The sequence below is a fragment of the Corynebacterium sp. HMSC056F09 genome, from assembly GCF_001815785.1.
Classification (GTDB): Bacteria; Actinomycetota; Actinomycetes; order Mycobacteriales; family Mycobacteriaceae; genus Corynebacterium; species Corynebacterium hiratae.
In genome coordinates this window covers 1-18357 of the sequence record NZ_KV821895.1, presented here as the reverse complement: position 1 = coordinate 18357, position 18357 = coordinate 1, and the positions used below count along the sequence as shown (strand labels likewise).

Below are 18357 nucleotides of genomic sequence, written 5' to 3'. Positions count from 1 at the left end.
GCGGTGGGGTGGGGTTGTTCCACGCTAAATCCGCCTAGGACAGGAAGGCGTCCTGCAAAAGGCATCTTTGGGTCTAAAAACGCCATCTGCACTGAGTAAATGGCGTTTTTGGCCGCGAAAACGCCTTATGACAGATGCCTTTTGTCAGACGCCCTTTGTCAGTTACCTCCCGCATGTCGATGGAGTCACGCAGACGTTGCGCGCTGCGAGGGGAGTGACGAAGGTACACGCCTAGGCGCAAAACTGCCCTAACTGACGATTTTCCCCACGATCATTCGCTGGAAGGGCGCTGGTTTCGTCAACTAGGGCAGTTGCGGCCGCCATCTAACGGAGCCGCGGTGGTTTATTTAACTACCAAGTTGACCATGCGGCCCGGCACGTAGATCTCCTTGACCACGTTCTTGCCGGCAGTCAGCTCAGCGATGCGCTCATCTTCCTTGGCAATACCCACGACGGTGGCTTGGTCAGCGTCGGCAGGCACCATCACGCGTGCCTTGACCTTGCCGTTGATCTGCACCGGAACCTCAATCTCGTCGTCGACGAGGTACTTTTCTTCGAACTCCGGGAAGGCCTCATAGGTGATGGTCTCCTCATGGCCGAAGCGCTTCCACAGCTCCTCCGCGATGTGCGGAGCAACGGGGGAGACCAGCTGGGCCAAGGGCTCCACGGCGGCGCGCGGCGCGCCCTTCGGGTAGGCCTTGGTCAGGTAGTTCACGTACTCGATGAGCTTGGCCACCACGGTGTTCAGGCGCAGGTTCTCGTAGTCATCACGCACACCGGCGATGGTGCGGTTGAGGTGCTTCAGGTCATCCTCGGAAAGCTCTGCGTCCGTCGTGCACAGCTCACCGGAGTTCTCGTCGACGGCTAGGCGCCACAGGCGCTGCAAGAAGCGCTGCGCACCGACGACGTCCTTGGTTGCCCATGGGCGGGAGGTATCCAGCGGGCCCATCGACATCTCATAAACGCGCAGGGTATCGGCACCATAGTCGCGGCAAATATCATCCGGGGCCACGGAGTTCTTCAGGGACTTGCCCATCTTGCCGTACTCTTGGTTGACCTTTTCATCCCCGTAGTAGAACGCGCCATCGCGTTCTACTACCTCAGCGGCAGGCACGTAAACACCGCGGGAATCGGTGTAGGCATAAGCCTGGATGTAGCCCTGATTGTACAGGCGGCGGTAAGGCTCCTTCGAGGTCACGTAGCCCAGATCGAAGAGAACCTTATGCCAGAAGCGGGCGTAGAGCAGGTGCAGCACGGCGTGCTCCACGCCTCCAACGTAAAGGTCAACGCCACCCGGGTCGTTGGCGCCGTGCTCCTCTGGACGAGGGCCCGTCCAGTAGCGCTCGTTCTCCAAGTCGCAGAAGAGTTCATCATTCGTCGGATCGATGTAGCGCAGCTGGTACCAGGAAGAACCTGCCCACTGCGGCATGACGTTGGTGTCGCGGTAGTAGGTCTTCGGGCCATCGCCTAGGTCGAGCTCGACCTCCACCCACTCGCGGGCCTTGGCCAGCGGCGGCTGCGGGGAGGAATCGGCATCATCCGGGTCGAATGACACCGGCTTGTAGTCCTCTACCTCCGGCAGCTCAATGGGCAGCATCGACTCCGGCAGCGGGTAGGCCTGGCCGGCCTCGTCATAGACGATGGGGAAGGGCTCGCCCCAGTAGCGCTGGCGAGCAAACAGCCAATCACGCAGCTTGTACTGGATCTTCTCGCGGCCTACTCCTTGTTCCTCTAGCCACGGGATAATGGCGGCGATGGCCTCATCCTTGGACATACCGTTGATGTCCAGGGAATCGTTGGCGGAGTTTACGGCCTTGCCGGACTCCGTGTAGGCCTCCTTAGTGATGTCGCCGCCAGCAACCACTTCGGTGATGGGCAGGCCAAAGACGGTAGCGAACTCGTAGTCACGTGTATCGTGCGCCGGGACCGCCATGATGGCACCGGTGCCGTAGCCGGTCAGGACGTAGTCCGCGATGAAGATCGGGACCTGCTTGCCGTTGACCGGGTTGGTGGCATAAGTACCCAGGAAGACGCCGGTCTTTTCCTTGTTCTCCTGGCGTTCCAGATCAGACTTGGCGGCGATGGACGCGCGGTAGGCCTCCACGGCCTCCTTCGGATCATCATGACCGAAGGTCCAGCGTTCATCGACATCATCGTCATAAGGGATGGGGGAGAGGAGGGCGTCGACAAGCTCGTGCTCCGGGGCCAGCACCACGTACTCCGCACCGAAGAGAGTATCCGGGCGGGTGGTGAAGACGTCGATGTTGTAACCCTCGGCATGGAAGCTGACCTCTGCACCACGGGAGCGGCCAATCCAGTTACGCTGCATGGACTTGACCTTCTCCGGCCAATCCAGAAGCTCCAGGTCATCGAGCAGGCGGTCCGAGTAAGCGGTAATGCGCATCATCCACTGGCGCAGGTTCTTGCGGAAGACCGGGAAGTTACCGCGCTCGGACTTGCCCTCCGCGGTGACCTCCTCGTTGGCCAGCACCGTGCCCAGGCCCGGGCACCAGTTCACGGTGGAGTTAGACAGATAGACCAGACGGAATTCATCGAGTGCCTGGCGCTGCTCTTCCTTGGTCAGATCCGCGTAGTAGCGACCATCCTTGGTGGTGCGCTTGCCCACCTCAAGTTCCTTGATGAGCTCAGAAATCGGGCGTGCCTTCTGCTGCTCCTCATCAAACCAGGAGTTATAAATCTGCAGGAAAATCCACTGCGTCCACTTATAAAACTCCGGGTCAGTCGAGGCCACCGAGCGGCGCGGATCGTGGCCCAGACCCAGCATGCCCAGCTGGCGGCGCATATTGTTGATATTCGCCTCCGTGGTGGTGCGCGGGTGCGTACCAGTCTGGATGGCGTACTGCTCAGCCGGCAGGCCAAAGGCGTCATAGCCCAGCGTGTGCAGGACGTTCTTGCCCAGCATGCGGTTAAAGCGGGCATAAGTATCCGTGGCGATATAACCCAGCGGGTGGCCTACGTGCAGACCCGCGCCAGACGGGTAGGGGAACATGTCCTGGATGTTCATCTTCTCCGCGGGAAGTTCCTTACCGTCCTCCGCGAGCGGCCCAACTGGGTTCGGCGCATTAAAGGTGCCGTTATCCTTCCAGTACTGCTGCCAGGCACTTTCAATCTGCGCGGCGAGCTCCGGCGTGTAGCGGTGGGTGGTGTTATCGCTCGGGTTAGTCATGGTTAGACAGTGTAGTCACCGCACGGACATCTCCCCAGTTAGACCCAGCTAGGCCGCAATTCCGTTCCGCAGCGCGGCCACGCAACTGACGACGCCCCCCCTTGTCCCCTCTAAGCTCTGCCACTAAAATCACCATTGTTCTACTGTTCTACATTTAACTTTTTACAGTCACCAGCCAATAAGGAAAGGCGGTTGGAGCAATGACCAACATTTCTTTGCGCGAACTCAACCAGCGTTCTGGCCACATCGTTCGCGAAGTTGCCGCTACAGGTCAAAGCGTGGTCATCACCGACCGCAATCGGCCCATTGCTCGCGTTGTTCCCATTTCATCTCTAGATAGCCCCGTGGAGCAGTTAGTAGCTGCCGGAATCCTGAGCCACAACCCGAAGCCTTACTCACAGCCAAGCACCACAGACTATCTGCCTTCCGGGACAGACGTTGTATCGCTACTGGATAGGGAAGACCGCTTGTGATGATCTACGTCGACACTTCGGCACTAGCGAAGTTGGCCTTGCCCGAGCGCGAAAGCTCCGAAGTCGCTGCACTCCTTGAAGGCCAGCAACTGTTTTCTTCTGCACTCATTGACATCGAGTTATCTAAAGTGTGGCAGCGCAGTGGCCTCACCGGCGCCGGTTACCGGAAGTTCACGGAGGGGGTCTCCAAAGTTGGCATCAGCGATGAGGTCATTCGTCGAGCTTGCTCGCTGACCGGCGTTCGCTCCCTGGATGCCATCCACCTGGCGAGCGCCTGTCTTCTCCGCGACGCTGGCCTCACCCTGACCTTTTTCACCTACGACAAACAGCTCCACGCCGCTGCCCAGTCTCAAGGTTTTGCTGTCTTTCCCTCGCCACAGTGACGACCACCAATACAAGTCTTGGGGGTACCTCTACGTCGTCTTCACTACCAACCCGACTTAGGCCAAATTGGTGCGGAACAACTCCACCCCGCCGTCGAAAAATGCAAGGTAGCAGCGTCAAGAGTGACGTTGCGGCACCTGCCCGATGACCTAAGTCGGGACACAACGACCGTTCCCGTAGAACACTGTACGCATCTTCGCGAAGCGGATTACCTTCTTTGCTCCCCTCGCAGCGCGCAACGTCTGCGCGCCTCCATCGACCTGCAGGAGGCGTCTGACAAAAGGCAGCGGTCTCAAGCAAGTCGGTGCTCACCCACCCCATGACCCAAGTCGGGACCAGTAAAAGTCCTGGGGTAGCCCTACATCGTCTTCACTACTAAACCTTCTTCACCACAGCAGGCTTCAGCTTCATCGCGCCAAAACCATCAATCCGGCAATCAATGTTGTGGTCTTCCTGGCCGGTGCCGGCGTCGAAGTTCAAGCGGATGCCGCGCACCTTGGTGCCGGCCTTCAGTGGCTGCTGCGCGCCCTTGACCTTGAGGGTTTTGGTGATGGTGACCGTGTCGCCGTCGGCAAGCGCGTTGCCCACTGAATCCACGATGGTGAGGGCGGCTGCCTCTGCGGCCGAGTCGCTGGCAACAGCGTCGGTGGAGAACTCGTGCGCACACTCCGGGCAGACGATAAGCGGCGGCATCTCGTAGGTGTACTCAGAGGAGCATTCGGGGCAGGGCGGCAGAGTTGCGGCCGAAGTATCAGACATAGGGGAGAGTTTAACCTGCGTAGCACGAAAAGATGATCCTTCTCTCATTCCATTGATAGATACCCGGGTGGGGTATAGGCTTGAGTAAACACAATCGGACCCATTCGGAAGACTTATGAAACGCCTCATCGCCCTCACCACTGCCTGCGCCGCAGCCATCACCCTGTCCTCTTGCTCTACTGACAGCCCCGTACCGAGTGAAGCCTCGAAAAGCGCCGCTTCCAGCACCGACATCCAACAGGTGCCTGCCGAGGAGATCCTCGCCGAGTTCGATCTCGAAGGGTTGGATGGCCAGGAAATCGTGGACAAGCTGGACCGCCAGTCCAAGGACGAGCGCAATAGCGATCTCCTCGCATCCGTGCGCCCGAACGAGCTCATCCTCGCTACTGAACAGGGTCAGGCCTCCCTGCCGCTGCCGGAGGACAAGTTCTACCTCTCTATTGCGCCGTACCTCTCCCGTACGCACGACTGCTTCAACCACTCCCTGACCACCTGCACCGGTGAGCTCAGCCAGGAAGACATCCACGTCACCATCACGGATGACGAAGGAAATGAGCTAGTCAACGAAGACACCACGACGTTCGACAACGGCTTCATTGGCTACTGGCTGCCGGCCGACAAGAAGGGCACCATCACCATCGAGCAGGACGGCAAGACCGGCGAGGTTCCCCTGGATACCTCTGACGAAGGCGGTACCTGCGTGACCACGCTGCAGATGGCATAATCTGCCCATTCACTCACCACGGTGAATCCCACCTCCTGGGGTTCACCGTTTGTCGTTTTATGGTGTCCACGCAGTGCTTGCCGACGTCAACAGTGTTCTGGGCAAGTCCCCATACGGCCACTCCCTGAAGAAATCTCCGAGCAGGCAATTGACCACAACAAGTCCGCTGGTGTCGTCAACTCTGTTCCTTTTAGCCACGCCACCCCGTCGGCGCCGGCTTCTTGGGCGCAGGCGTTGTGGCTGCCCTGCTCGGCGCCATCGCCGCATTCCTGCAGTCTGTCGGCGTGGTCAAGGCTGACTTCTCCGCTCTGCAGAAGATGTTCCGCTAAGCACTACAGCACTATGCACTAAAGGATGCGCTGAGCATTCAGCCCCCACGTAGGCCCTCCGCTTCGGAAGCGGAGGGCCTACTGCGCTTACTGGGAGGACTCCTCTAGGCAGTCATACAGGAAGTCCATCAAGGTCGTAGCGTCATCGGATCGGAACAGTTCATCGAGGGCAAGGTTGAATTCCAGCCTTCTCGCATTAGGGATATTAAGTGCTGCGTAGCCATTGCTCATCAAGAGACCTGACGCCACAAGCCGTGCGGTTCGCTTGTTTCCATCGAAGTAAAACTGGCTACGCGTGGCAGAGCAGAAATAGGCCAACGCTTGCTCGACTGGGTTTTCAAGACCTTGAAGGGAGACCAGCAAATCGGCATGAGCTTCACCCAATTCATCAGCAGGGTCGAAAGGGATGAACCCGCCATCCATGAGCCGCACTCCACCGCCATCTCCCTCCACATGGCCTTCACCACGGAAAAGACCAGCGTCCAGGGCCTCGTTCCTTGCTAGCACGGCATGGAGTGCGTTACTGGTGGCTTTATCCACCGCACATTCCTCTTTGAGGACCAGCTCATGGAGCAGGTTGAAAGCTTCTGACAAGTCCAAGATCTGTTGCTGTTCAGCAAGCGCCTTTCCACCCACCGTGACGCCATCGAGCAACGTACGGACTTCTGGGAGGGTAAACGTGTTTCCTTCCAGCGCGGCGGCATTCCACACCAAGTCAGGAAGTTGCTTGGTTAATCGAAATAACGCACGGTCGGTCCCCAACTCCGAAACGTGCGGCCGCTCATGGTGTTCCCAGCTCACTCGGCTCGTTGCTCTTCTCATCACCTATGCCCCTCCCACATAGTTTTCTGCGCACGCATCGATAGCAAGCTGGTGCGGTGACACGTAGTGTATTCCTGATTCTTTTGTTGCGCCCGTTAGCTCTTCACCAGCAACTGGCACGAGCGTGATCCCTCCAGATACGGGCTCAGAACTGGCACGGATCCGAGTGGGCAATGAAGACACGATGTCTGCTGGATTTGTGCACCAGATCAATGTTGATTGAGGTTCTTCTTCACCTGCGATCTGCCCCGCGACTCGTTGCGCTGCAAAAGCACCCGACATCGCCCAAGTTTGCCCACTCGCATCAACCGCTGAAGCAATCGTTATGGGATTTGACGGTAAGAAGTGGAGAGCCCCGTGGCGGCCATATGGGTTGGAGGCCCACGCGGCCCGTTCCATGAGAGCCTGGTAGCTGCCACCGACGGCCGCAGCGTCACCCCACTGCACAAAGCGGTCAATCCAGGCTTTAACGTCTGGTTCTTCGCTGCTGAGCTCCCCCAGGAGAACTCGGGCGGCTGTCGCGGCGGCGGCATCGCTCATGCGGTGTACCTGTACGGAAACCTCGTATCCGAGCACGCGCATTACCTTCTCCAACCCGGCCAAGCTTGGTTGAGCTGCCCCACGCAACCACAGATTGAGCGTATTTCGTGACACTCCCGAGCGCCGCGAGATTTCGCTAAGGCTCAGCGGGCTTTTCTTGAGGAGTTGTAATGGGTCCATAGCCCCACTATAGCCAGCTGTCCTATGCTTAGGACACTTGTCCTACCGTTAGGACAATCAAGCCCTCTACCAGCGACATGGCAACAGGGCCCCACGGTGTCCTATGATGAAGCAAATGAGCGCGGAGATTTATTCACTTCCCACAACGCCGTTGGTCACTACCGACATCGCCGAGCAGGGTCCCCGGATTTCACTGCGCCGGGGGAGCAACATCCTCATGCTGGAGCTGCCGGCTACCTACCCTGAAGCGGACCTGACGGACCCACGATGGGTAGTCAAGTCCCATTTCATCGATCGCCCCCACTCGGTGCGTGAATTCGCCACCGAAGAGCCGCTGGAAGTCGGCATCCCCGGGCCTTTTACCCGCATCGAGGTAACCCTGCGCGATGGCGATGAGGACCTCATCGAGACCGTCACCTTCACCGGCATCACCGATGAAGCACCCTTCATCGTCTATGACCGCACCACCCTCATCGCGCCGCAGGGCACGCTCGAGGATGCCGAGCCGCTGGGCATCTGGGCCGGCTGGGAAGTCGGCCCGCTGCCGGAGCAGGTCAGGGTGCCGCAGAGGGAACCGGTGGACGTCGCCAAGCACGGCGATTTTGAGTGGGACTTTGACGTCGCCATCCTCCCCAACGCCCGTGGCCTCGACAACGAGCCCGTGTTCACCAAGTCGCCGCGCGTGCACCTCATTGCGGAAGGGGAGTGGCGCATCGATCTCACCTATGCGCCCCTCGGCGGCGAACAGGAGGAGATTTCGGAGCAGACCTTCGACGCGGGCATCGCCGAGCCTTTCCCGGGTGACCTCTACGAAGACCCGTGGGTGGGCCGCTACAAGGTGTCGCTGTGGCACGACGAGGAGCTTGTCGACGTCCGCTTCATCTCCCTCGCCGAGGGCCTCCACATGCGCGCCACCAACGACGGCCCGCGCGGCATGGATTTCCGCATCATCGACGCCCTCGGTGCGCACTCAGCCTTCAGCTATACGCTGGCCTCCCCGCCAAAGAAGCCCATCGCGCTGGAGAAGGGACTACGCACCCTCGAGGACACCGAGGTCTCTCGCCGCGAGGTCGTGGCCAGTGAAGCCGGCTATGAGCTGGAATTCGACGTCTGGCCCGAGGCTTTGTTCAGCCGCGTCAAGCGCATCGGCTTGGAACCCACTGAGCACTCCGATAAACCGGTTATTTTCGCCGGCCAGCTCGATCAGGATGACATGTTCACCGTCCACTCGCCGCGCCCACTGCCGCTGGCGAAGTTCGTCACCATCGACGGCCGTCAGAAAATCAAGGAACTGGCGCGCACCTCAAAGACGACGCAGGCGGTGACCAGCCTCGCCGTCCCCAACGCTGCGCTAGCCAACGCTGTGCGCAAGCAACCAACGGCGGAGCTTTTCCTCATGTGGTCCACGCTGTCCTACGAGGACTACCTGGACTCCCTCCCGGCGGGGGAGCGCGCGGCTCACCAGGCCCGCAGCTTGGAGCGGCGCATCGTCGAGTACGAAGCTTCCGCATCCACCAGCCTGATCTATGCGGCGCTGGCCACTGTCCGAAAGTCCCCGTTCGTCAGCCGCGGCCTGCTCAACGGCGATGAGATTATCATTGAGCAGAACGCAGAACCGCAGGCAGATTTAGTAGGCTGGGCCTGGCCATTGGCCGAGCCCACCGTAGCGCCCACCCAACTCACGCCCACCGAAGAGGGGTTTGAACTGCCCGCGGAGCTTGCTGAGCATGGCTCGCTGCTTGTCGACGTCCGCGAACTCCGCGCCTCCTCCAACCTCGCCGCCCCTGCACGCCCCTCCAGCGCCTCTATTGTGATCACGCCGGAAGGCTCACCGGCGGCGCTCGCCTCAAAGGACTGGACCCCGGAGCAGCTCTGGGACACCTTCCGCGCGCTTCACGTGCTCTCACAGCGCAGCCCCAACCCGAAGCTGCAGGCGATGTTCGACAGCACCATCGATCGCCTGCGCGCCCAACCGGAGGCTGCGGTCCACGCCCTAGCGCGGACCGGCGTCAGCGTGAACCAGCAGGCCCGCTCGCTTGCGCGCACGCGCTTGTTCCACTCGCCGCTGGAGCCCACCGCCGAGTCCAGCGCCGATAGCTACCTGGATCTCCTGCTCGATCCTTCCGCCAGCGAGAACGCGGAGCTGAACGCCGTGCGTGAGTCCGGCGCTGATGGGCTGACCCGCCCGATGCTGCTCAATGCTGCGACCATTCACAGCCCCACTCCGCCCGTCGATGATCTGATGGGGGAGGCCGGCCGCGTCGCCGCGCTGCGCGAGTGCTTTGCCAACAACGGCGCACTCGATGCGCTGGGCACCATCGAGCACCTGCGCAAGGACGCCACCGCACTCGCATCCCTGGTGCAAAACGCGGGCGTTGACATGTCCGTCAGCCACACCCTTATCGCGTTGGGCGCCTTTGCCAGCGGAAACACCGCCGACGAGCTCAATGCCGCTGCGTGGATGCCCTACATCTCCTATGCCTTCGCACTGGCGTCCCGCGCCGCGGCGAACGACATCATCATGGAAAGCCCCCTGCTCAAGGAGGACATGCCCATGCTTGCCGACGTCCTCCCCCTCGCCCCCCGCCTCTTCTTCTACGACCTCGTGACCGCCGAAGCTCTCTTCCGCGATCGCGACGCGTAAGCGCGTGAGGTGTGCCACAATGAGTGAGCATGAAGGTTATCTCCACGAACGTCGCTGTCCGCCGCCCCGAGCCGCACGGACGGCACGAGTACACGGGCATCGATAAGCAGCCGCGCCCCTTCCTCGACCTAGAGGTCCCCGGGCCCAATTATGGTGACGGCTCCGGCGTGGTGGGGGATTCCATTGGTGACCACGCCCACCACGGCGGCGCCGAGAAGGCCATCTACGCCTATGCCCGCGAGGAGCTCGATTACTGGGAGGGCACGCTCAACCGTGTGCTGCGTGACGGCTACTTCGGGGAGAACCTCACTACCGAAGGCATTTCCTGGCCGAATATGCTGATCAACCAGCGGATTCAGGTGGGGGAGTGCGTGCTCGAAGTGTCTATCCCGCGCACCCCCTGCGCCACTTTCTCCGGCTGGATGGACGAGCCCGGCTGGCTCAAGTCCTTTACTGAGCGCGGCGATTGCGGCTCCTACCTGCGCATCATCGAACCCGGCCGCATCAACCCTGGCGATGAAATTTCGCTTATCGGCCGCCCCGACCATGACATCACCATGGGCATGGCCTTCGCCGCCAAGATGGGGGACAAGGAGCTGGCCCGGCGCGTCGTCGACGCCGGCTGCCTCGCTCCCGTTCATCACGACCAGCTGGTTAAGAGCCTGCAATCCCGCGGTTAGCTAGCCATTCATAGGTTGTCGCTTGTGAGCCGCGCGTACCATCCATACGCACGAATCGTGCCTTCACCAGTGACTTCAGCGCATATCGGACCTGCGCTCGAGTGAGGTTTGTGGCTGTTTCTATTTCACCAATGGACAGGGGTTGTGCCGCCGCACTCAGCGCCTCCGCTACGCGCGGGGCGTTGACTCCTAGGCCATCCACGTTCGCTGGTGCGTCCACTCGCCGTTGCGATTCGATGCGGGATTCCTCCTTGCGTAGTAGCTCCCAGGTACGGGCTTCTCCACGCGTGTCCGGCCGCCACATCTTCACCGTAAATTGCACACCGGAATCTATCAGGTCAGGCTCCGGCAGTCCTTGCTCTCGCGCGGCATCCAACATGAGCTGCACGCCGCCGCCTTCGCCCTCAATGACAAAAGAGCCATCGTCTGCTTTGAGATATCGGCACAGTCTATAGAGACGCTGGTTAATCTCCTGTCGTGCCAGATCTCTCGACTTCAGCTGCTCTACCGTCAGATCCCGCAGGCCACCTGGGCTGGAGATGACCATCTTGTCCGGTAGTAAGCGGACATCAATCGATTTACCAGCCCCTAAGGTATTCGGCCCAAGATCACGGTGCACCAATGCATTAGCCACGGCCTCTCGAATGGCCGGAAGGGGAAGTTCAGGAACTTCCACCATTGATCCGTCCTCTCGATATCGCCGTACGGCGGCTAAACGTTGCCTTACCCATCCCATTACCGAGTTCAACAGCACCGGAACGGGCCCCTCAAAGGTCTCCAACCCCAACACTCGCCCGTGCTTCGAACCATTTGGTAGCCTTTGCGCCACCGTTACTGCTAAGGAGGGAAAATGCCCTTGGGGATAGAAACCCAGCGCATACAGGCCAGCAAGCGTCAGCTCTCCAGTCGCGGTCGTCACCGCTAGTGCCCGTAAGACGTCCTCATCTTGAGTAAGTCCCGATAGTCGCCGATTCTTTCTCCGCGCCTGAACCAAGAAATCTTCCACCACGGCGCGGTCCAAGTCTGCGATACTCGTGCCTTCCACAATCGTCGTGTCATAGGACACTGCCTCCTCGGCATGCAGCTTCGCTACGTCCATCATGCGTAGCTCGGAGGCACTCATACGATAATCCCCATCAGCCATTCGAAGATACGCTTCTCCCCTGTAGATAGCAGGCTTATCAATGATCGAAAGACCCGTAACCTCCGCAATCACGACATGCGTGCCATCTATTGCCACACTGTCGGTATGCACTGTGACTGGGGGAGTGATGGCATGACGAGCTTGCGAGGCCAGAGCAGCCTCCATCTCCGAAGGATTCTCAATGCCAGTGACAATGAAGCCTTCTTTCTCATTGACACCGAGAATGATAAGACCGCCACTCGGCATGTTTGCGAACGCGCACAATGTCTGCGGTAGAGAGTCCGGAATGCCCCCTTGAGCGGTTTTGACCTCGACTGTTGTTGAATCACCGCCGCGCAACTCAAGCTCAGCCAATAGCTCTCTCAGCTGATTCTCGGACCAATTGTTCACGATGAATACCCGCCCTCAATGTTAACAATGACGGCTCAATGCTAACTTCATTCCTCTTCAATGACAAGAGTTCTCATTGATCTTCCCATTGAGGTGTCATTGACATTCTCATTGAGGCCAAATTATGGCCCTGAAACCCCGTATGTTTAAGCTTTATCTAGCGCATAAACCGCAATGAGTGGTTGGATAAGAGTTATCCAACCACTCATTTGCTGTCTGACGAATGGATAGCCTCTACAAGCCTCACTACGTTACCGAGAGCTGGATCCCCGAATCAGGCTCCGGCACTCCCCGGCGCGATAAGGCCGGAGGCCCTTTTTAGGTCTATGTCCCTGACCATTTTGTAAGTAAGGCATGGAGTTTTCCCCAGAGCTCACCAGCCGGGCAGCACGTATCGAGCGAGAGATCTTGGATCTCAACCGTCATGCTGCTTCTGGCCAGTTGGAGTCTGTGGCCCGCTTACTCATGCGTTCTGAGGCGATTTCTTCCTCACGCATTGAAGGTATTGCGCCCAACGTCGACAAGGTTGTCCTCGCGGAACTCGCCCAAAAGGAGGAAGTCCGCGGCTTTAAGGAAAGCGCGGAAGAGGTTGCGCGTAACCTCACCGTTCTGTGTTCCATTGAGAAGAGCTTTGCCACCGAACCAACATCTCCATCGGCCTTCTTGAAAAGCTCCAAAGAGAGTTGATGGGGGAGAAGGGCTCTATCCCCACTGGTCTCCGCACTATTCAAAACTGGATTGGTGGAAGTAACCACACACTCTTTGGGGCCGAGTTCATCCCAGCGCCCCCACGTCTAGTCCATGACCTCGTAGACGACTTATGTCTTTACCTCGATGGCGCTTCGCACGGTGCTCTCATCCAGGCCGCGATTGCTCACGCTCAATTCGAAACGATTCACCCATTTGCAGATGGCAACGGCCGTGTGGGCCGTGCTCTCATTCATGGGATTCTTCTGCGTCGCGGACTTACTGAATACACCATTCTGCCGGTATGCCTCGTCCTCGGTACGTGGTCCAAATCGAAAGCTACCTGCCTTTTCGCACCATCAAGCGTGGTAAAATCCTCACCATGGAGCGCACGTATAAGTGGGAGCATGTCGAGACTCCCCTCATCCGGAACGAGGCCGCAGTTCATTTTTTAGGAGCCGGTTTGACCGCTTCCGGAGTGCAATACGGCGATGGATACAAGGCCACGTGGGAGCTGCGCGCCGCGGAGAACTGGGTGACCGAACGTGTGTCGGTGAACGTTGAAGGCGACGGATGGGGGCGAAGCCTCGAGCTGTTAAGGTCCGAACAAGGCGTGTGGTCGGCGGAAACCAATGAAGAGGGCGCCCAGCCTGAAGAGCTGCCCTCCCCCGGTATCGTCCAGTCAGCCGACCTGAAAGCCGCACTCGATTGCGATCTCGGTCTGTGCCCTCTCACCAACACAATGCCTATTCGTCGCTTGACGCTGCTTGAGACTCAGGTTCCGAAAACGCAGCTGATCATGGCTTGGATTGATATACCGTCCCTCCAGGTGATCGCATCAGACCAGTACTACAGCTCCGTCGATGCTGAAACTGTCCGATATGAAAGCGGAACACGGGGAGTCGACGTCGAGTTGGAGGTCGACGGTGACGGCGTGGTCGTACACTACCCTGATCTCGCACGGCGGGTCTGATCCGGAAGCAACTCTAACTAAGCTGGGCGGTATGAACGACCTGACCATCGCACCTGGCCCAGGGATCCCCGGGGGTCTGGTCATCGTCGCCGCCGACCTGACGGAGCGGTTCGCGAAGTCGTCGGGACCAGGTGGCCAAGGCGTCAATACTACGGACAGCAAAGTGCAGCTTTCCGTCGATATCGCTACGTGCTCATCGCTTTCCGACGCCCAGCGTCGCCGCGTCCTTCACAACCTCGAGCACCGCCTAGACGGCACCGTCCTTACCGTTACCGCATCGACCCAGCGATTGCAGGTACGCAACCGCGCCGAGGCACGCGAACGCATGGCCGCCCTCTTGCGTGAGGCGCTCGCTCCGCCTCCTCCCCCGCGGCGCAGGACCAAGCCGACGCGGAGCTCGGTGCGACGCCGTCTCGAAGCGAAAAAGCGGCGCTCGGAACTCAAGTCCACGCGACGGCAGCCCCAAATTTCCTAGTTCGAACCATCCGCGTGCATATCCTCACGCTGACGGACCTGGTTCGGGTAACCGCTACGCTGAGACAGCTTGGACCGGTTGAATCCGCTCGATTTCCGAGAGGATCTTGTCTTCCGCCACGTCCAAGTCATATTGAGCCTGTAACCCGAGCCAGAACTGGGGGCTCATTCCGAAGAACTTAGCCAAGCGAAGAGCAGTGTCCGCGGTTACAGCCCGCTTTCCGTGGACAATCTCGTTGATCCGGCGGGGCGGAACGCCAATGGAGACGGCGAGCTTGTGCTGGGTGATCCCCATTTCCTTGAGAAAGTCCTCCATGAGGATCTCACCGGGGTGAACCGGAGGGAGCTTGTCAGTGGTAGTCAACGATCTCAACCTCCTCTGGCCCCGCGGCGGACCACCGAAAACAGATCCGCCACTGGTCGTTGATTCGAATGCTGAACTGACCCCGCCGATCACGTCGCTCCCGCGTTGGGTGGCAGCCGAACCACAAAGGATCAGTCATCTGCTATCCCATCGACTAATTCCTGCAGGTCGCAGGACCTTCGCGGAACCGTCAGTTCAGTGCATTTTGAATAGTTCAACACACGTTGTATTGTTCAGCACATGCTGACTATTGCTTCGCGCCTCGACGTCATGAACCGGCTCGGCCGGGCCATGGCTGATCCGACGCGTTCCCGAATCCTGATGACCCTACTCGACGGTCCGGGCTACCCGGCCGAGATTTCGCAAAGCTTGGATCTGACCCGCTCGAACGTCTCGAACCACCTGTCCTGCCTACGCGATTGTGGCATCGTCGTCGCTGAGCCGGAGGGCCGTAAGACCCGCTACGAAATTGCCGATCCGCACCTCGCGGCGGCGCTCGAAGCGCTGGTCAACGCGACGCTGGCCGTCGACGAGAATGCCCCCTGCATCGACACCGAGTGCTCGGTGCCCGGCTGCGGCGAGAAAGGAACGGACGCATGAGTTCAGCATGTGGATGCGAACACGAACCCGCCACGGAGATCGAAGAGCTCGATCGGCCATGGTGGAAGGACCCCGAGCTACTGCTACCGATCTTCTCCGGCGTAGCCCTCATTACAGGACTGGCGCTGGACTGGTCCGACTTGGAGACGCCCGCAACGGTACTGTATTGGCTTGGCCTGCTGTTGGGCGCTTACACGTTCGCACCTGGAGCGATCCGGAACCTTGTCACGAAGCGCAAGCTCGGCATTGGCTTGCTTATGACGATCAGCGCGGTCGGCGCGGTGATCCTTGGTTTCGTCGGAGAGGCCGCGGCGCTGGCGTTCCTGTACTCGATCGCCGAGGCGCTTGAAGACAAGGCGATGGACCGGGCCCAAGGCGGACTGCGGGCACTGTTGAAGCTGGTACCGCAAACCGCGACCGTGCTGCGCGACGGTACGACGGCCGAGGTCGCTGCGAAGGACCTTGAGGTTGGCGAGCTAATGGTCGTACGCCCCGGGGAGCGGATCGCCACGGACGGCATCATTCGGTCCGGACGCTCCAGCCTTGACACCTCAGCGATCACCGGAGAATCCATTCCGGAGGAGGTTGCGCCCGGCGACGAGGTACCCGCGGGAGCGATCAACTCCGCCGGTGTGCTGGAGGTCGAGACGACCGCAGCTGGAACGGACAACTCGCTGACCACACTCGTCGACCTCGTCGAGCAGGCGCAGGCGGAGAAGGGTGACCGCGCCCGGATCGCCGACCGAATTGCCCAACCCCTAGTGCCCGGGGTGATGATCCTGGCGGTGCTGGTCGGCGTGATCGGCTCGCTGTTGGGCGACCCCGAGACTTGGATCACCCGTGCGCTGGTGGTCCTGGTCGCAGCGTCGCCGTGCGCGCTGGCAATCTCCGTGCCGCTGACGGTCGTGGCCGCGATCGGCGCGGCCAGCCAGTTCGGAGTAGTCATCAAGTCCGGCGCGGCGTTCGAGCGACTCGGCGGCATCCGTCACCTAGCGGTAGACAAGACCGGAACCCTTACCCGCAACCAGCCCGAGGTTACCGGAGTGGTCCCGGCAGACGGATTCGATCGGGCGCAGGTGCTTTCCTTCGCGGCGGCGGTTGAGCAGCAATCGACGCACCCCCTCGCCGCGGCGATCGTGGCAGCGGAGCCCGAAGCGCCCACCGCCTTGGATATCAGCGAGGAAGCCGGTCATGGCATCGGCGGCACCGTCGAAGGCCGACGGGTGCTGGTCGGCAGCCCCCGATGGATCGACGCCGGGCCACTGAAGGCGGACGTTGAGCGCATGGAGTCCGAAGGCCAGACCTGCGTCCTAGTCACCGTCGATGACGCTCTCGCCGGGGCGATCGGGGTGCGCGACGAGTTGCGGCCCGAGGTGCCCGATGCCGTGCAGTCCCTGCACGACAACGACGTGGAAGTGAGCATGCTCACCGGCGATAACACTCGCACCGCCCGGGCGCTGGCTGAAATCGCCGGAATCGACGACGTGCGCGCCGAGCTGCGACCGGAGGACAAGGCAAGCATCGTCGCCGAACTCTCCTCCAAGACGCCGACGGCGATGATCGGCGACGGCATCAACGACGCGCCGGCACTGGCGGGCGCAACGGTGGGCATTGCGATGGGAGCAACCGGCTCTGACGCCGCGATCGAGTCCGCTGACGTCGCCTTCACTGGCCACGACCTCCGGCTGATCCCGCAGGCGCTGCAGCACGCCCGCCGAGGCAGCAGGATCATCAACCAAAACATCGTGCTGTCTCTGGCCATCATCATCGTGTTGATGCCACTGGCGATCAGCGGTGTACTGGGCTTGGCCGCCGTCGTGTTGGTACACGAAGTCGCCGAAGTCATCGTGATCTTGAACGGCCTGCGGGCTGCACGAGCGAAACGCTGAGGCTGTGACCGGCAAGTCTTATAAGGGTTAAACCACGCGCCGAGCGCACACACGTTGGACCAGGCGAGTCATTCGAGTTCACCACCTGGTCCTTCTCGATGCGTGCAGGCACGGGAACTGTGGGGGAACCTAATAGTTCAACGGTTCGATACCGCTTGCAGATTCTTCACACGAGGTAGCGGAATGGACCGAGGCCGAACGAAAACCCGAGTTAGAGACAGCGCTCTTCAACCTACCCCCAATAACGCGAAACGTCATTAACGCCTCGCGTTACACGTTGAACTTGAACTCGACGGAGTGTCGTCGATAAATAACCATTTGATGCGCGCGTGCGGAATTAACAACGAAATACCGCTAAAACAGACAACATATGGGGTGCACAGAAACACATATAAGTTCTGCGGAAAACCTATAGGGTGCGTCGCTAAAAACCGCTGTGCGCGAAAAACATAAAGGGTTTACGGACCCGGTCCCAGACCCCTCAATACTCTGAGCCGGAAGAATGGAAAGTGGAAGGTTGATGTATCCCCACTATTTATTTTTTCCGTTTTTCGGAGTACATCGGGAGCTACAACTGCGGACCAGCTCTGTGTGAACTAGATGAGAAGGCGCAGCAGCGAATCATCGACGCTGGACAGTTGGTGCTGCGGGCACGCGAGCGGCACCCCCAGCGGTCACTCGCGGAGCACTACAACCCGTTATCGATGGACCCAATTCTGCTCAAGGCTCACAACAACTTGGACCGGGAAGTCGATAAGGCTTTCGATGTGGCACGCAAACTCACCAACGAGCGCCAGCGCCAGGAGCTACTGTTCGCCAGCTACGGGGAGTTGGCGAGGGGCTATGTCTCCTCGCTTTCATCAAAATCGAAACCACCAGCAGGGTCGTTCCCCGTGCGGGTGATTTTGATCGGTCCCGCTGCTGGGTGTAGAACCCTGTCGCTGGCAACGCCGGGAACTATGACTGTGCCCGACGAGAACACGTCACTGCCATAACGCGGCTCACGGTAGACGAACATGGGTCGTTCACTACTACTGGTGGATTTCGGTTTTGGTGGTGGGGGGATTACCGCCGCCGGCCTCGATTTTTCCGTTGAGGAGGTCGTTGACTACTT

18 protein-coding genes and 1 pseudogene are annotated in these 18357 nt (G+C 59.9%); 12 read left to right on the top strand and 7 right to left on the bottom strand.

Annotated elements, in window-relative coordinates:
• Positions 1–343: 343 nt before the first annotated feature.
• Positions 344–3187, bottom strand: a complete 2844-nt coding sequence (leuS, locus tag HMPREF3056_RS01500) for a leucine--tRNA ligase (protein WP_070681747.1) — start codon at positions 3185–3187, stop codon at positions 344–346.
• 200 nt (positions 3188–3387) lie between these two features.
• Here leuS and HMPREF3056_RS01495 point away from each other — a divergent pair, with 200 nt between their 5' ends.
• Both HMPREF3056_RS01495 and HMPREF3056_RS01490 read left to right on the top strand, forming a co-directional pair.
• Positions 3388–3660: a type II toxin-antitoxin system Phd/YefM family antitoxin gene (locus tag HMPREF3056_RS01495; protein ID WP_049154824.1), complete on the top strand. Its 273-nt coding sequence runs from the start codon at positions 3388–3390 to the stop codon at positions 3658–3660.
• Positions 3660–4043, top strand: a complete 384-nt coding sequence (locus HMPREF3056_RS01490; RefSeq protein ID WP_070510079.1) for a type II toxin-antitoxin system VapC family toxin — start codon at positions 3660–3662, stop codon at positions 4041–4043. Before HMPREF3056_RS01495 ends, HMPREF3056_RS01490 begins: the two co-directional genes overlap by 1 nt.
• 376 nt (positions 4044–4419) lie before the next feature.
• On the opposite strand, the gene HMPREF3056_RS01485 is transcribed toward HMPREF3056_RS01490, so the two are convergent.
• Complete coding sequence (locus tag HMPREF3056_RS01485; RefSeq protein ID WP_070753981.1) at positions 4420–4803, bottom strand: zinc ribbon domain-containing protein YjdM; 384 nt, start codon at positions 4801–4803, stop codon at positions 4420–4422.
• A gap of 115 nt (positions 4804–4918) precedes the next feature.
• On the opposite strand from HMPREF3056_RS01485, the gene HMPREF3056_RS01480 reads away from it, so the two are divergent.
• A complete protein-coding gene (locus HMPREF3056_RS01480) occupies positions 4919–5527 on the top strand; it encodes a CueP family metal-binding protein (protein WP_070517622.1) in 609 nt (202 codons plus the stop codon).
• A gap of 416 nt (positions 5528–5943) precedes the next feature.
• On the opposite strand, the gene HMPREF3056_RS01475 is transcribed toward HMPREF3056_RS01480, so the two are convergent.
• The gene (locus HMPREF3056_RS01475) at positions 5944–6657 is read right to left on the bottom strand and encodes a Fic family protein (RefSeq protein WP_232761076.1); all 714 of its coding nucleotides are present in this window, start codon (positions 6655–6657) and stop codon (positions 5944–5946) included.
• Positions 6658–6681: 24 nt separating this feature from the next.
• Positions 6682–7398, bottom strand: a complete 717-nt coding sequence (locus tag HMPREF3056_RS13265; RefSeq protein ID WP_070681741.1) for a helix-turn-helix domain-containing protein — start codon at positions 7396–7398, stop codon at positions 6682–6684.
• A gap of 115 nt (positions 7399–7513) precedes the next feature.
• Between HMPREF3056_RS13265 and HMPREF3056_RS01465 the strand changes: the two genes are divergently transcribed.
• Complete coding sequence (locus tag HMPREF3056_RS01465) at positions 7514–10042, top strand: hypothetical protein (protein WP_070753989.1); 2529 nt, start codon at positions 7514–7516, stop codon at positions 10040–10042.
• Positions 10043–10071: 29 nt separating this feature from the next.
• Entirely contained in the window at positions 10072–10722 is a 651-nt protein-coding gene (locus tag HMPREF3056_RS01460) for an MOSC domain-containing protein (protein ID WP_070753979.1), read from the top strand.
• Here HMPREF3056_RS01460 and HMPREF3056_RS01455 read toward each other — a convergent pair.
• Positions 10697–12256: an ATP-binding protein gene (locus HMPREF3056_RS01455; RefSeq protein WP_070753978.1), complete on the bottom strand. Its 1560-nt coding sequence runs from the start codon at positions 12254–12256 to the stop codon at positions 10697–10699. The two genes, HMPREF3056_RS01460 and HMPREF3056_RS01455, sit on opposite strands and share 26 nt — an antisense overlap.
• A gap of 354 nt (positions 12257–12610) precedes the next feature.
• On the opposite strand from HMPREF3056_RS01455, the gene HMPREF3056_RS13685 reads away from it, so the two are divergent.
• From HMPREF3056_RS13685 to arfB, 4 genes are read left to right on the top strand one after another with little or no spacing between them, the layout of a single operon-like run.
• Positions 12611–12943 (top strand): Fic/DOC family N-terminal domain-containing protein, encoded by a 333-nt coding sequence (locus HMPREF3056_RS13685; RefSeq protein ID WP_005530810.1) that lies wholly within the window; start codon positions 12611–12613, stop codon positions 12941–12943.
• On the top strand, positions 12943–13398 hold the full coding sequence (locus HMPREF3056_RS13680) for a Fic family protein (protein ID WP_083317767.1): 456 nt from the start codon (positions 12943–12945) through the stop codon (positions 13396–13398). Before HMPREF3056_RS13685 ends, HMPREF3056_RS13680 begins: the two co-directional genes overlap by 1 nt.
• Complete coding sequence (locus HMPREF3056_RS01445) at positions 13326–13916, top strand: putative glycolipid-binding domain-containing protein (RefSeq protein ID WP_210398346.1); 591 nt, start codon at positions 13326–13328, stop codon at positions 13914–13916. The genes HMPREF3056_RS13680 and HMPREF3056_RS01445 overlap by 73 nt, the downstream gene beginning before the upstream one ends.
• Before the next feature lie 31 nt (positions 13917–13947).
• Positions 13948–14391, top strand: coding sequence for an alternative ribosome rescue aminoacyl-tRNA hydrolase ArfB (gene arfB / locus HMPREF3056_RS01440; protein WP_070753977.1), 444 nt, complete (start codon positions 13948–13950; stop codon positions 14389–14391).
• 54 nt (positions 14392–14445) lie between these two features.
• On the opposite strand, the gene HMPREF3056_RS01435 is transcribed toward arfB, so the two are convergent.
• Positions 14446–14754 (bottom strand): HigA family addiction module antitoxin, encoded by a 309-nt coding sequence (locus tag HMPREF3056_RS01435; RefSeq protein WP_083279048.1) that lies wholly within the window; start codon positions 14752–14754, stop codon positions 14446–14448.
• A pseudogene (locus HMPREF3056_RS12915) lies at positions 14741–14845 on the bottom strand (type II toxin-antitoxin system RelE/ParE family toxin); the annotation flags it as partial. The pseudogene HMPREF3056_RS12915 and the gene HMPREF3056_RS01435, both read right to left, overlap by 14 nt.
• Before the next feature lie 149 nt (positions 14846–14994).
• Here HMPREF3056_RS12915 and HMPREF3056_RS01430 point away from each other — a divergent pair.
• From HMPREF3056_RS01430 to HMPREF3056_RS13920, 3 genes are all read left to right on the top strand, one after another.
• A complete protein-coding gene (locus HMPREF3056_RS01430) occupies positions 14995–15354 on the top strand; it encodes a Cd(II)/Pb(II)-sensing metalloregulatory transcriptional regulator CmtR (protein ID WP_005530797.1) in 360 nt (119 codons plus the stop codon).
• Positions 15351–17243 carry a heavy metal translocating P-type ATPase gene (locus tag HMPREF3056_RS01425; RefSeq protein ID WP_016423157.1) on the top strand — a complete coding sequence of 631 codons (1893 nt, stop codon included), beginning with the start codon at positions 15351–15353 and terminating at the stop codon, positions 17241–17243. The genes HMPREF3056_RS01430 and HMPREF3056_RS01425 overlap by 4 nt, the downstream gene beginning before the upstream one ends.
• Before the next feature lie 641 nt (positions 17244–17884).
• Positions 17885–18238 carry a type IIL restriction-modification enzyme MmeI gene (locus HMPREF3056_RS13920; protein ID WP_016423158.1) on the top strand — a complete coding sequence of 118 codons (354 nt, stop codon included), beginning with the start codon at positions 17885–17887 and terminating at the stop codon, positions 18236–18238.
• Positions 18239–18357: the final 119 nt, after the last annotated feature.